Raw genomic sequence first — 13,007 nt, 5'->3', positions numbered from 1 at the left:
TACTGATTTCCCGCTGCGACGATGATGGCTGAGTTGGGCGGAAAGCGGAAGTTCACTGCATCGGGCGAATGACGGGGAATACCATAAGCAGACGCAGACAAACCTTCACCCAGTTGTAGTTGGGCTCCGGCAGACATCGATGAATGCGCGTAACGGCGTCGACGTGAAGCGGCTTGGATAGTAGAGCCTCGGGCCTTCTTGTTCAGCCCACCAGTCAGGCAGGACAGGGACCAGAATTCCGGCGCCAAAATCGTCTTCGAGCCAGTTGCGGAAGGTGGCAATGATGCCCAGTCCAGCGCGCGCGTAGCTCAAGCCGGTGTTCAAGGCATTCACACTTAGAACCAGTCGCGTCATGGGGCTGACCTGGACCGTTTCGTCCCCGTTTCGCAAAATCCAGGGTAAGAGAGGTCCCCCGGATAATCTGTAGCGGATCGCATAATGCTCTGTCAGTTCAGCAGCGTTCTCAGGATGGCCATACTCCTTCATGTAAGCGGGCGACGCAGCAAGCGCGATCTCCTGGACGCGTGGACCGACTGGAATGGAAATCATGTCTTTCTCGATGGACGTGCCATACCGGATGCCCGCGTCACATTCGGCAGCGATGATGTCGACAAGATTGTTCTCCACCACGATTTCGACTTCCACTTGCGGATGTCTGCGTTGAAATTCCACGAGAAGGGGCGGCAGGATGTCCGGCATGACAGCACCTGGTACGTTGAGTTTCAAATGTCCCTGCACACGGTCCGTCGAACTTGCCGTTTCAAGGCAGGCTGCATCCACTTCCGCCAACAGCGGCTGAATGCGGGCTGCCAGCGCACGACCCTGTTCTGTGGCCCGGACGCTTCGGGTCGTGCGCAGGAGAAGCGGCAAGCCGAGCTGTGTCTCGACCCGCGAGACCGTCGTGCTGATTTTGGAGGGCGCAACGCCCAGCCGTTTCGCTGCGGCCCGGAAACCGCCTTCATTCAGGACGGTGAGAAACACCATGAGATCATTCGGAGATACATTGTTCTTCATGGAGAACAGGCTATTCGAATTTCAATCGATTATCAAAGAATTCGATAACAATTAGATTGCCCCTGATCCCAGCGCTTGGCGCTAAGCAAATTCAGGAGACAACCCCATGTTCATCGTTACAGGTGCGTCCGGCAAACTCGGTCGCAAGATCGTTGAAAACCTTTTGCTGCATGTCCCGGCCGCAAGCATCGGCGTCAGCGTACGCGACCCGTCAAAAGTAGCCGACATTTCGGCACGCGGGGTGCGCGTGCGTCAAGGGGATTATAATGATGCCGAAAGCCTGCGCCATGCCTGGGCCGGTGCCAGGAATCTTCTGATGATCTCATCGAATGCGGCCGCCACGGGCGGCAATCCCCTGGAACAACATGCCACCGCCATACGTGTTGCGGGTGAAGTCGGCGTGGAGCGCATTTTCTACACCAGCCAGGTGTCGAGCGCAGAGGCCTCACATTTCCCGCCTGGTAGAGACCACGCTGCTACGGAGAAGATGTTGGCAGAATCGGGGCTAGCCTGGACTTCTATGCGCCACGGTTTTTACGCCGAGAGTGCGTTGATGCTGAACGCGCGCGGTTTTGACGCTGGTAGGCTGGAGGGACCGGAAGACGGCAAGGTCGCCTGGGCGACCCACGATGATCTTGCCGCCGCCGACGCAGCCTTGCTGGCCGGCACCGAAGTGATCGACGGCCCGACACCGCCCCTGACCGGGGGTGAGGCTTTGGACCTTGCCGCCCTTGCGAAGCTTGCCGGAGACATTCTGGGCAAGCCAATCTTGCGGAGTATCGTGCGTGAAGAAATAATGGAAGCGAAGGCCCGCGCTGCAGGGGTGCCAGAAGGTTCCATCGCTGTGATGCTGGGCTATTATCGGGCAGCGCGTGCTGGAGAATTTGAAGTGGTCGATCCTACGCTGGCCAGGATACTGCAACGAGCCCCCGAGACCATTCGCACCTTCCTGACGTCAAAGCTTTAAGGCGCGTTGTCTTGTTATTGTGCGGAGACAGTTGAACATCAGCTTTAAAGCGTCTGCAACGACTGCTCTGGGCGCGAGCGCGCCATTTCACAAGTCTCGGCCCAACGGCAGCAATGGGCCGAAAGCACCATTCACCGCCACCATCCCCCCCTCACCCGATCGCAACCGCCCCCACGCAGGCATGCTTCGAGCATTCCAGTTCCAGCGTCGTATGGCCGACACCGAAATCCTGTTTGAGCCGGTCTTTGACCGCCTGCTTGATCGCGTCGGCGTCGCCCCAGCGGCCGGCGTCGATGACCAGATGCGCGTCCAGCGCCGCCTCGTGCTCCTGCATCTGCCACAGGTGCAGGTGATGCACACCCGAGACGCCATCGACAGCTTCAACGGTCTTCAGCACCTCCCCCGCGATCATCCCTGACGGGCTGCCCAGCATCAGGATGCGGATGACGCCGCCGATCTCGCCAAACGACATCCACAGGATGTAGCCGGCGATCAGAAGCGTCACCAGCGGATCGATGATCTGCCAGTCGTAAAGGATGATCAGGGTTCCCGCGAAGATCACCGCAACCGAGCCCATCGCATCGGCGACATTGTGCAGGAAGGCCGCGCGGATATTGACGCTTTCCTTTGACAGCGAATAGGTCAGGGCCGCGGTCACCACATCGACCGCAAGCGCGATGCCGGCGATGATCACCACCAGCCAGCCATCGACGCCCGAGGGTTCGATGAAGCGCATCACCGCCTCGTAGATCAGATAGAACCCGATCACGATCAGCGTCGTGTAGTTGATCAGCGCCGCCACCACTTCCGCCCGTCCATAACCGAAGGTCATGCTTGCGTCAGCCGGACGCCGCGCAATCTTGCGGGCGGAGAAGGCGATGATCAGAGACATCGCATCCGACAGATTGTGGATGGCGTCGGCGATCATTGCCAGGCTGCCCGAGATGATGCCGCCAATGATCTGCGCCACGGTCAGGCCGAGATTGACGATCACCGCCCACAGGACACGCGCGTCGCCCGCATCGGGGTCCATGTGATGATGGTGGTGGTGATGCTTTGCCATGCTCGTCTTCCGCCTGCGCGCTGAAATCGGTCCCCATGGTTTACTCCCTCCAGCCGCCGCAAGTACACGGGAAAAAACACAAACCGCTCCCTGCCCCGGCCGTTACAGACTGTCACTTCGAATTTGCATTGACCAAACCGCTCCCCCAGATAGACCGGGAATGAGATACGGGTATCAAGCAACACAAGGGCGCAAAGCGTGAGCCGAACCACCTATCCGAATTTCCCGACACGGCATGGCTACATGTCCGAGAAAATCCAGCGGGACTACATCACATCGGCCATCACCCGGAACCTGCTGCCCGCGGATGCGCACCGCATGGCGCAGATCATCTCGCTCGACGCCCCCAATGACCTCTCGAGGCCGATCCAGTTCTGGCAGCTGTTTTCCGTGCTCGGGCCGGAGCGGATCGTCCGCATTGTCGAGGATTTCTACACCCGCGTGTTTGCCGACGAGGACTGGTTCACCTCCGTCTTTGCCCGCATCGGCGGGGTCAACCACCACATCAACACCCAGGCCTCGATGTGGATCGACGTGATGGGCGGCGGCCCTGCCTATCACGGCGCGGATTTCCGGCTGAGCTTTCACCACACCCACAACGCCATCCAGCTGATGAACGAGCGCGGCGCGGCGCGCTGGACCAGGCTGATGGTCGAAACGCTCGGCGCCTGTGAAAACCACATGACCAGTGACCCGAGGGTAAGGCCCGCACTCAACACCTTCCTCGACCATTTCATGGGCAAATATGCGCGCGAATTCGCCTTCGAGAACACCAGCGTGTTCGGCGAGCTCAATCCGCCGGTCAGGCGCAAGATCAATTTCCTCAAGATGACCGCCGAGGCGATCGAGGCGCTGGGCGAGGATGAACTGCGCGCGGCCCTGGAAGAAAACGGCGTCGACACCTCGAAATACCCGGGCAAGCAGGAGCTGGTCGACAAGGCGCTGATGCTGTGATTTTCGACCGGTCCGGACTGGCGCTCAGGCCACCGGTCTCAGCGTCCCCCGCTCCACCACCTTGCACGGAAACAGCCGGGCTTCGGGATAGCGGTCGGGGTTTTCCAGCATCGAGACGATCAGCTCGATCGAGGAATCGATGATCTGGCTGATAGGCTGGCGGATGGTGGTGAGATTGATGTTCTCCCAACCCGCCATCTCCATGTCGTTGAGCCCGATGATGCCGACATCGCCTGGCACGTTGAGGCCGCTGTCGGCAACGGCGCTGAGCGCGCCGATCGACAAGACGTCATCGCCGCAGAAATAGGCCTCGGCCGGCTTGTCCCTGAGCCGGGCCAGCATCTCCGCCCGTCCCGCATTGAACGAATAGGCTTCGGCAAAGGAGTGCCGCACCGAAATCTCCGGGTGATGTGTAAGCTCTTCCATGAAGCCGCGAAACCGGTCCTGGGTCGAGGTGGCGGATTCGGGCCCGCCCAGGAATGCCACGTCGCGATAGCCGCGCCGCACCAGTTCGCGCGCCGCCATCCGGCCGCATTCGGCGTTGTCGATGCCGACCACATGCACTTCCGGGGAGCTGGCGTAGCGGCCGAAACTGTGCACCACCGGCACACCGGCATCACGGAACGCCTTGGCAAATCCCGGCGGCAGCGTCGAGGACGCCACCACCACGCCATCGACCGAATATTGCCTGAGCATGCGGATCGAGTTGGCCGGATCGGTTTCATCGGACAGATTGACCAACAGCGGCCGCAGCCCGCGCTCCTGCAGCCCGCGGGTGAACAGGTCGAACACCTCGAGGAAGATCGGATTGTGAAAGTTGTTCGACACCAGGCCGATCAGCTTGGTCCGCCCGGTGGTCAGGCTCGAGGCAAGGGCATTGGGACTGTAACCGAGTTCAGTGGCGGCCTTTTCCACCTTCCGGCGCATTTTCGGAGACACCGATGCCCCATCGGTGAAGGTGCGGGACACGGCCGCGCGCGATACCCCTGCCCGTTCGGCGACATCCTTCAGCGTTGGCGGCATTGATCAGCGTCTCCTGTCCATCCGGCTCAATACAGCCCCATTACTGCCCAGAAAATCGAATGAAAGCAAGAATTTCGGATTCAGTTTTGCAACCGGTTGCAAAATTCGGCGATTCGTGGTTTCCTGAACATCGAGAGACGGCGGGAGGCCGGCCTTTCCATGCATTCGACAAAACTCTGGGAGGAGATCATGATGTCATTGACAAAGAAGCTCGCATTGGCTGTTGCGGTGTTCGCGGCACCCGTGCTGAGCGCCACCACCGCATCCGCCGAGGGCGAACGCTACGTGCTCGTCAGCCATGCACCCGACAGCGACAGCTGGTGGAACACCATCAAGAACGGCATCGCGCTTGCCGGCAAGCAAATGGATGTCGAAGTCGAATACCGCAATCCGCCCACCGGTGACCTGGCCGACATGGCCCGCATCATCGAGCAGGCAGCGGCCTCCGGCCCCAACGGCATCATCACCACCCTCGCCGATTACGACGTGCTGTCCGGCCCGATCAGGGCCGCGGTCGATTCCGGCATTGACGTCATCATCATGAATTCCGGCACCCCGGACCAGGCCCGCGAAGTCGGCGCGCTGATGTATGTCGGCCAGCCCGAATATGATGCGGGCTACGCCGCCGGCCTGCGCGCCAAGGGCGATGGCGTCGGCTCGTTCCTGTGCGTCAACCACTACATCTCCTCGCCGGCCTCGACCGAACGCTGCCAGGGCTTCGCCGATGGCCTGGGTGTCGAACTGGGCAACCAGATGATCGATTCCGGACAGGATCCGGCCGAAATCAAGAATCGCGTGCTGGCCTACCTCAATTCCAACCCCGACACCGATGCCGTGCTCACGCTCGGCCCGACCAGCGCCGACCCGACACTGCTTGCGCTGCAGGAAAACGGCCTGGCCGGCGACATCTATTTCGGCACCTTCGATCTGGGCGCCAACATTGTCGAGGGCATCAAGGCAGGCATCATCAACTGGGGCATCGACCAGCAGCCGTTCCTGCAGGCCTATCTGCCGGTGGTGGTGATGACCAACTACCATCGCTACGGCGTCCTGCCGGGCAACAACATCAACTCCGGCCCCGGCTTCGTTACCGCCGACGGTCTTGAAATGGTTGAGAAATACGCGGGCGAATACCGCTAGGTTTCCTCCTGACTGGGCAGTGGCACATCGGTGTTGCTGCCCTTTTTTCCCGAATTTTCAACGTCTGTGAGGCATCATGTCCGATATGGCTGACGCACCTGCAAGCGACGAACGCATCAAGCAAACATCGGCCTTGCGCAAAGCCCTGATCCGCCCCGAGCTTGGCGGCATCTGCGGTGCGGTTATCGTGTTCGTGCTATTCGCAATCTTTGCCGGCGACAGTGGAATGTTCAGTTCCCAGGGCGTTCTCAACTGGTCCGTCGTCTCGGCACAATTCATGATCATCGCCGTGGGCGCCTGCCTGCTGATGATCGCCGGTGAATTCGATCTCTCGGTTGGCTCGATGATCGGCTTTGCCGGCATGATGATCGCCATTTTCACCATCACGCTGGGCTGGCCGGTATGGCAGGCAATCCTGATCACCTTTGCGCTGTGCCTGGCCATCGGCGCGCTCAACGGCTTCATCGTCGTCCGCACAGGACTGCCGAGCTTCATCGTCACACTGGCTTTCCTGTTCATCCTGCGCGGCTTCACCATCTACCTGCCGCAGCTGATCGAACGCAAAACCATCATCGGCGGCATCGACAAGGCAGCCGAAGGCGACTGGCTGGCAGCCGTGTTTGGCGGCAAGATCCTGAAGGGCCTGTTCACCTGGCTCGGCGACGCCGGCATCATTTCCGTGTTCGAACGGGGAAATCGTGCCGGACAGCCGGTGGTCGACGGCATTCCGATGCTGATCGTCTGGGCGCTGGTGCTGGTGGCGTTCGGCCACTTTGTCCTGACCCGCACCAAATTCGGCAACTGGATCTTCGCCTCGGGCGGCGATGCCCAAGCCGCCCGCTATGTCGGCGTGCCGGTCAACCGGGTCAAGATCCTGATGTTCATGTTCACCGCCTTCTGCGCCTGCGTGTTTGCCACCTGCCAGGTCATGGAGTTCGGCTCGGCCGGCGCGGACCGCGGCCTGCTCAAGGAATTCGAGGCCATTATCGCGGTGGTCATCGGCGGCGCGCTGCTGACCGGCGGCTACGGCTCGGTGATTGGCGCGGCGCTTGGCGCCCTGATCTTCGGCGTCGTCCAGCAAGGCCTGTTCTTCGCCAATGTCGAGAGCTCGCTGTTCCGCGTGTTCCTCGGCGTCATCCTGCTGTTTGCCGTGGTGCTCAACACCTATATCCGACGCATGATCACGGGGGAGAGATAAGATGCAGACCGAACACGCTCCCCTGATTGAAATGAAGAACATCGAGAAGCATTTCGGCTCGGTGATCGCGCTCAACGGCGTGTCGCTGGAGATCTACCCCGGCGAATGCCACTGCCTGCTCGGCGACAACGGCGCCGGCAAGTCCACCTTCATCAAGACCATGTCCGGCGTCCACAAACCGACAAGCGGCGAGATCCTGTTCGAAGGCAGACCGATGCATTTCGAGGATCCGCGCGACGCCATCACCGCGGGCATTGCCACCGTCTACCAGGATCTGGCCATGATCCCGCTGATGTCGGTGAGCCGCAACTTCTTCATGGGCAACGAGCCAGAAAAGAAGTTCGGTCCGATCAAGCTGTTCGACCATGCCCACGCCAATCGCGTGACCATGGAAGAAATGAAGAAGATGGGCATTTCGCTGCGCGGGCCGGACCAGGCCGTGGGCACGCTTTCCGGCGGCGAGCGGCAGACCGTGGCGATTGCCCGGGCGGTGCATTTCGGCGCCAAGGTGCTCATCCTCGACGAGCCGACCTCGGCGCTCGGTGTCCGCCAGACCGCCAACGTGCTGGCAACCATCGACAAGGTGCGCAAGGACGGCATTGCCGTGGTCTTCATCACCCACAATGTCCGCCATGCGCTGGCCGTCGGTGACCGCTTCACCGTGCTCAATCGCGGCAAGACGCTGGGAACAGCCCAGCGCGGCCAGATCACGCCTGACGAGTTGCAGGACCTGATGGCAGGCGGCCAGGAAATGGTGGCGCTGGAAAGTTCGCTCGGCGGCACGGTCTGACGTCGCAGGACGTCTTTCCACAGGAATCGGATGGCGCGGCGGCAAACCGCGCCATTTCGTTATGGTACCGTTTTCCTTTCGCAATTTTCAGTTTTCCGGCATGAAACCGAAACTTCCGAACCGCTCACGCCAACCTGTTCCATCCCTCCCCGCCTGTTAATCCAAACAGATGGGCAGTCATTGAGGCTTGCTATTTGCCCCTGCACACAGAATAGTCGCGACGGGAAAACGAACTTAATATCGGGAGGAATACCATGACTTTGAAATCAATGCTTTTGAGCACCATCGCCGGCTTGGCGATGACGATGGCGGCCCCTCTGGCCGCATCCGCAGCAGACTGCGAACGCGGCACGCTGGACGAACGCTATTGCGACGTTGACGGCGACCTGGTGGCCGACACGCCGACAGATGAAGCCGAGCTGATTGATCCCGATACGCTGATCTTCGCCTACACCCCGGTTGAAGATCCTGCGGTCTACAAGGAAGCATGGTCCGACTTCCTGACCCATCTGGAAAAGGTCACCGGCAAGAAGTCCGTGTTCTTCCCGGTTCAGTCCAACGCCGCCCAGATCGAAGCCATGCGCTCGGGCCGCCTGCACATCGCCGGCTTCAACACCGGCTCAAACCCGCTTGCCGTCAACTGCGCCGGCTTCCACCCGTTCACCATCATGGCCTCGCTTGACGGCGGTTTCGGCTACGAGATGGAAATCATCACCTATCCCGGTTCCGGCATCGAGAAGGTTGAAGACATCAAGGGCAAGACCCTGGCGTTTACCGCCGAGACTTCGAACTCGGGCTTCAAGGCGCCGTCCGCGTTGCTCAAGGCTGAATACGGCATGGAATCCGGCCGCGATTTCGAGCCTGCCTTCTCCGGCAAGCACGACAACTCGATCCTCGGCGTGGCCAACAAGGATTACCCGGCAGCAGCCATCGCCAACTCGGTGATGAGCCGCATGATCGAACGCGAAGTGATCACCGCCGATCAGGTCAAGACCATCTACAAGTCGCAGACCTTCCCGACCACCGGCTTCGGCGTCGTCTACAACCTCAAGCCTGAGCTGCAGGAAAAGATCAAGGAAGCCTTCTTCACCTTCCCTTGGGAAGGCTCTTCGCTGCAGAAGGAATTCGAGAAATCCAATGAAGGCCAGTTCCTGGAAATGAACTACAAGGATTTCTGGGACGTGGTCCGCAAGATCGATACTGCCAACGGTGTGAAGTACACCTGCGGCTGATCCTCTCCGGTTCCGCCGCGCCCCTCAACGGGCGCGGCGTTTCGCTTCCATAAAGTTGCGCCGCGCCTGACGCGGCGCCTCCCTTGCCGATTGCGGGATCCCATGCTTGAACTCAAGAAACTGACCAAGACCTATCGCACCGGCGACAAGGCGCTTCAGGACGTCACCCTGACCATTCCCAAGGGACAGGTTCTGGCCCTGATCGGCCCTTCCGGCGCCGGCAAATCGACACTCATCCGCTGCATCAACCGCCTGGTCGAACCGACATCGGGCTCGGTGATCCTTGATGGCACGGATGTGACGGCACTGAGTTCCGGCGGCCTGCGCAAGATGCGCCGCCAGATGGGCATGATCTTTCAGGAATACGCGCTGGTCGAGCGGCTCACGGTGATGGAGAACGTGCTCTCCGGACGGCTCGGCTATGTCGGCTTCTGGCGCTCGTTCCTGCGCAAATACCCGCAGTCCGATATTGACGAGGCCTTCCGTCTGCTCGACCGCGTTGGCCTGCTGGCAATGGCTGACAAGCGCGCCGACGAACTTTCCGGCGGCCAGCGCCAGCGCGTTGGCATCGCCCGCGCTCTGATCCAGAACCCCAGGCTGCTGCTGGTCGATGAGCCCACCGCCTCGCTCGACCCGAAAACCTCGCGCCAGATCATGCGCCTGATCTGCGAACTCTGCGCCGAGCGGGATCTCGCCGCCGTCATCAACATTCACGATGTGGCACTGGCACAGATGTTCGTCGAGCGTATCGTCGGCCTGAAGGCAGGTGAACTGGCCTTTGACGGCAAGCCGACCGAAATGAGCGACGAAGTTCTGACCACGATCTACGGTGAAGAAGACTGGCACGCCACCATACGCGATGTGGACGATGAAGAGGCCGACGCCGTGGAGCCGGCGCTATGACCACGGTCACGCTTGACGAGCGGCTTGGCCAGAACTGGCGAAAACCGCATCTGATCACGAATCCGGTGTTGCGCTGGGGCCTGTTCATCGGCGCTCTGGTCTATGTCGTGCTGGCCGTCGGTTCGATCGACGTCAACTGGTCACGCGTTGCTGAAGGCCTGAGCCGGGGCTGGGCCTTCGTCATCTCGTTCTTCAATCCCGATTTCGTCTCCCGTGGCGGCGACATCTGGGACGGCGTCCTCGAAAGTATCATCATCACCATCACCTCGACCGTGGTCGGCATCGCCATATCGATCCCGATCGGCCTCGGTGCGGCGCGCAACATAGCCCCTCTGCCGGTCTATCTCGTCTGCCGCGGCATCGTCGCCCTCTCGCGTGCCCTCAACGAGATCATCGTCGCCATCCTGCTGGTGGCGATCTTCGGCTTCGGCCCGCTGGCCGGCTTCCTGACCCTGTCGTTTGCCACCATCGGCTTCATGTCGAAGCTGCTAGCCGAAGACATCGAGGAGATGAACAAGGTGCAGGCGGAAGCCATCCGTGCCACCGGATCCTCCTGGCTGCAATGGATCAACTACGGCGTCCAGCCGCAGGTGATGCCGCGGTTGATCGGGCTGTCGATGTACCGTCTCGACATCAATTTCCGCGAATCCGCGGTGCTTGGGCTGGTCGGTGCCGGCGGTATCGGCGCGACGCTGAACACCGCGTTTGACCGCTACGAATTCGACACCGCGGCAGCCATCCTGCTGATCATCATCGTCACCGTCATGGGGCTGGAATATCTCTCCGGCATCATCAGGGCAAAGGTACAGTAATGCCGGTATCAACTGACGCAAAAGGCGCCAAGGTCTGGCAGCTGCGCAATCGCAACCAGACGATCACCCGCTGGGCAGCCTATCTCGCAGCCGTCGCCATCTTCATGTGGTGCTGGCAGCGCATTTCCGAGGCCACCACCTGGTTCTTCGTCTGGGATGCGCCCCGCATTGCCGCCGACATCGGCGGCCGCGCCATGCCGCCGCGCTGGTCCTACATGGACAAGCTCTGGGGTCCGCTCTGGGACACGCTCAACATGGCCACGCTCGGCACCGTGCTGGCCCTGTTCATGGCTGTGCCGATTGCCTTCCTGGCAGCGCGCAACACCACGCCAAGCACCCTGTTCATCAGGCCGGTGGCGCTGTTCATCATCGTTGCCACCCGTTCGATCAACTCGCTGATCTGGGCCTTGCTGCTGGTCGCCATCATCGGCCCCGGCGTCTTTGCCGGCCTGATGGCGATTGCCTTCCGCTCGATCGGCTTCTGCGCCAAGCTGCTTTACGAGGCGATCGAGGAGATCGACGAGAAACAGGTCGAGGCGATCACTGCCACCGGCGCCAGCCGCTGGCAGGTGATGGTCTATGGCATCGTCCCACAGATCATGCCCGCCTTCGCCGGCATCAGCGTCTTCCGCTGGGACATCAATATCCGGGAATCCACCGTGCTCGGCCTTGTCGGCGCCGGTGGCATCGGGCTGCAGCTGCAGTCCTCGCTCAACACGCTGGCCTGGCCGCAGGTGACGCTGATCCTGATCGTCATCCTGTTTGCCGTGATCGTTGGTGAATGGGTGTCGGCCAAGGTGCGCGGAGCAATCATGTGAGCACCGGATCTGCCATCCTGAAGGGCGCCGACACCTCCGTCGCCTTTACCGAGTATGAATCTGTCCGCCATCGCCTGCCTGACGGGCGCGGACCGGCACAGTTCACCCGCGCCAGCGATCTCGATGCCATCGCCGATGAATTCGACGTGTTCCTGCTGGATGCCTTCGGCGTGCTCAACATCGGCGAAAGCGCCATTCCCGGCGTCGTTGACCGCGTCGCGGGCTTGCGCCAGCGCGGCAAGCAGGTGATCGTCGTCACCAATGCTGCCGGCTACCCCTCCTCCGTTCTGCACCAGCGCTATCACCGGCTTGGCTACAGCTTCGGGGCCGAGGACGTGGTGTCGAGCCGCATGGCGCTGCTCAAGGGCCTGGACAACCACGCACACCGCAAATGGGGCATGGTCGCAGCCCCGAAATTCGGACGCGAAGAACTTCCCGAAGGCGCCATCTTCCTCGAGGATGATGCCAGCGCCTATGAAGAGGCCGAAGGCTTCCTGATGTTCGGCGCCTCGGCCTGGAGTGAAACCCGCCAGGCCTTGCTCGAACAGGCACTCAGGGATCGCCCGCGCGACGTTCTGGTCGGCAATCCCGACCTGGTCGCCCCGGTCGAGGCCGGCCTGTCACGCGAACCGGGCCATTACGCCCACCGGCTGGCAACAGCTGCGGGCATCGAGCCTGTGTTTTACGGCAAGCCGTTCCCGGCAATCTTTGACCTGGCCCGTGAACGCATCAGGCCCGGCACCCCGGATCACCGCGTGGTGATGGTCGGCGACACGTTGCACACCGATATTCTCGGTGGCGCGGCTGCCGGATTCCGCACGGCGCTGATCCAGGGCTACGGCTTTTTTGACGGCACCGATCCGGAAGCCCCGATCAAGGCCTGCGGCATTGTGCCGGACTTCATCCTCGACCGGCCATAACCACACTCACGCCAATCAGTGCCTGACGATCAGGCCGGAAGCCCTCTCCCGGGGCTCCCGGCTACGGATACGCCCGTCCATCCATTGCCCCCCGTGTTGACGCACATCAAGGCGAGCGCCGCTCCACGCCTTAAAGTGAGACTTCGTTTTGATTTGTCTCAACAGCCTTCGGG

At 61.2% G+C, this 13,007-nt stretch carries 13 protein-coding genes; 10 read left to right on the top strand and 3 right to left on the bottom strand.

Features of this window, described 5'->3' with window-relative positions; genetic code table 11:
* Positions 1–105: 105 nt before the first annotated feature.
* Positions 106–1,014 carry a LysR substrate-binding domain-containing protein gene (locus tag WNY80_RS02540; RefSeq protein ID WP_342885767.1) on the bottom strand — a complete coding sequence of 303 codons (909 nt, stop codon included), beginning with the start codon at positions 1,012–1,014 and terminating at the stop codon, positions 106–108.
* 106 nt (positions 1,015–1,120) lie between these two features.
* On the opposite strand from WNY80_RS02540, the gene WNY80_RS02535 reads away from it, so the two are divergent.
* Positions 1,121–1,981, top strand: coding sequence for an NAD(P)H-binding protein (locus tag WNY80_RS02535; protein WP_342885766.1), 861 nt, complete (start codon positions 1,121–1,123; stop codon positions 1,979–1,981).
* A 151-nt stretch (positions 1,982–2,132) separates the two neighbouring features.
* Here the strand turns inward: WNY80_RS02535 and WNY80_RS02530 are convergent, their stop codons facing one another.
* Positions 2,133–3,044: a cation diffusion facilitator family transporter gene (locus tag WNY80_RS02530; protein WP_342885765.1), complete on the bottom strand. Its 912-nt coding sequence runs from the start codon at positions 3,042–3,044 to the stop codon at positions 2,133–2,135.
* Positions 3,045–3,242: 198 nt separating this feature from the next.
* Here WNY80_RS02530 and WNY80_RS02525 point away from each other — a divergent pair, with 198 nt between their 5' ends.
* Positions 3,243–3,998: a hypothetical protein gene (locus WNY80_RS02525; protein WP_342885764.1), complete on the top strand. Its 756-nt coding sequence runs from the start codon at positions 3,243–3,245 to the stop codon at positions 3,996–3,998.
* Between the two features lie 24 nt (positions 3,999–4,022).
* Here the strand turns inward: WNY80_RS02525 and WNY80_RS02520 are convergent, their stop codons facing one another.
* Complete coding sequence (locus WNY80_RS02520; protein WP_342885763.1) at positions 4,023–5,021, bottom strand: LacI family DNA-binding transcriptional regulator; 999 nt, start codon at positions 5,019–5,021, stop codon at positions 4,023–4,025.
* Positions 5,022–5,213: 192 nt separating this feature from the next.
* Here WNY80_RS02520 and WNY80_RS02515 point away from each other — a divergent pair, with 192 nt between their 5' ends.
* The 8 genes from WNY80_RS02515 (at position 5,214) to WNY80_RS02480 (ending at position 12,834) form a co-directional block, all read left to right on the top strand.
* A complete protein-coding gene (locus WNY80_RS02515) occupies positions 5,214–6,161 on the top strand; it encodes a sugar ABC transporter substrate-binding protein (RefSeq protein ID WP_342886293.1) in 948 nt (315 codons plus the stop codon).
* Positions 6,162–6,237: 76 nt separating this feature from the next.
* Complete coding sequence (locus WNY80_RS02510) at positions 6,238–7,359, top strand: ABC transporter permease (RefSeq protein WP_342885762.1); 1,122 nt, start codon at positions 6,238–6,240, stop codon at positions 7,357–7,359.
* A gap of 31 nt (positions 7,360–7,390) precedes the next feature.
* A complete protein-coding gene (locus WNY80_RS02505) occupies positions 7,391–8,149 on the top strand; it encodes an ATP-binding cassette domain-containing protein (protein WP_342886292.1) in 759 nt (252 codons plus the stop codon).
* A gap of 254 nt (positions 8,150–8,403) precedes the next feature.
* Positions 8,404–9,381: a phosphate/phosphite/phosphonate ABC transporter substrate-binding protein gene (phnD, locus tag WNY80_RS02500; protein ID WP_342885761.1), complete on the top strand. Its 978-nt coding sequence runs from the start codon at positions 8,404–8,406 to the stop codon at positions 9,379–9,381.
* Between the two features lie 102 nt (positions 9,382–9,483).
* Positions 9,484–10,284, top strand: a complete 801-nt coding sequence (gene phnC, locus WNY80_RS02495) for a phosphonate ABC transporter ATP-binding protein (protein WP_342885760.1) — start codon at positions 9,484–9,486, stop codon at positions 10,282–10,284.
* Positions 10,281–11,096: a phosphonate ABC transporter, permease protein PhnE gene (phnE, locus tag WNY80_RS02490; RefSeq protein ID WP_342885759.1), complete on the top strand. Its 816-nt coding sequence runs from the start codon at positions 10,281–10,283 to the stop codon at positions 11,094–11,096. Before phnC ends, phnE (WNY80_RS02490) begins: the two co-directional genes overlap by 4 nt.
* Positions 11,096–11,914, top strand: coding sequence for a phosphonate ABC transporter, permease protein PhnE (gene phnE / locus WNY80_RS02485; RefSeq protein WP_342885758.1), 819 nt, complete (start codon positions 11,096–11,098; stop codon positions 11,912–11,914). Before phnE (WNY80_RS02490) ends, phnE (WNY80_RS02485) begins: the two co-directional genes overlap by 1 nt.
* Entirely contained in the window at positions 11,911–12,834 is a 924-nt protein-coding gene (locus tag WNY80_RS02480) for an HAD-IIA family hydrolase (RefSeq protein WP_342885757.1), read from the top strand. The genes phnE (WNY80_RS02485) and WNY80_RS02480 overlap by 4 nt, the downstream gene beginning before the upstream one ends.
* Positions 12,835–13,007 lie beyond the last annotated feature (173 nt).

The sequence above is a fragment of the Hoeflea sp. AS16 genome, from assembly GCF_038900095.1.
GTDB lineage: Bacteria > Pseudomonadota > Alphaproteobacteria > Rhizobiales > Rhizobiaceae > Hoeflea.
This window is presented reverse-complemented; position numbering and strand designations above follow the sequence as displayed.

Coding starts and splice junctions, on each gene's coding strand:
- WNY80_RS02540 (WP_342885767.1), bottom strand. CDS start 1,014: ATGAAGAACAATGTATCTCCGAATGATCTCATGGTGTTTCTCACCGTC.
- WNY80_RS02535 (WP_342885766.1), top strand. CDS start 1,121: ATGTTCATCGTTACAGGTGCGTCCGGCAAACTCGGTCGCAAGATCGTT.
- WNY80_RS02530 (WP_342885765.1), bottom strand. CDS start 3,044: ATGGCAAAGCATCACCACCACCATCATCACATGGACCCCGATGCGGGC.
- WNY80_RS02520 (WP_342885763.1), bottom strand. CDS start 5,021: ATGCCGCCAACGCTGAAGGATGTCGCCGAACGGGCAGGGGTATCGCGC.
- WNY80_RS02515 (WP_342886293.1), top strand. CDS start 5,214: ATGTCATTGACAAAGAAGCTCGCATTGGCTGTTGCGGTGTTCGCGGCA.
- WNY80_RS02510 (WP_342885762.1), top strand. CDS start 6,238: ATGTCCGATATGGCTGACGCACCTGCAAGCGACGAACGCATCAAGCAA.
- WNY80_RS02505 (WP_342886292.1), top strand. CDS start 7,391: ATGAAGAACATCGAGAAGCATTTCGGCTCGGTGATCGCGCTCAACGGC.
- phnD (WP_342885761.1), top strand. CDS start 8,404: ATGACTTTGAAATCAATGCTTTTGAGCACCATCGCCGGCTTGGCGATG.
- phnC (WP_342885760.1), top strand. CDS start 9,484: ATGCTTGAACTCAAGAAACTGACCAAGACCTATCGCACCGGCGACAAG.
- phnE (WP_342885759.1), top strand. CDS start 10,281: ATGACCACGGTCACGCTTGACGAGCGGCTTGGCCAGAACTGGCGAAAA.
- phnE (WP_342885758.1), top strand. CDS start 11,096: ATGCCGGTATCAACTGACGCAAAAGGCGCCAAGGTCTGGCAGCTGCGC.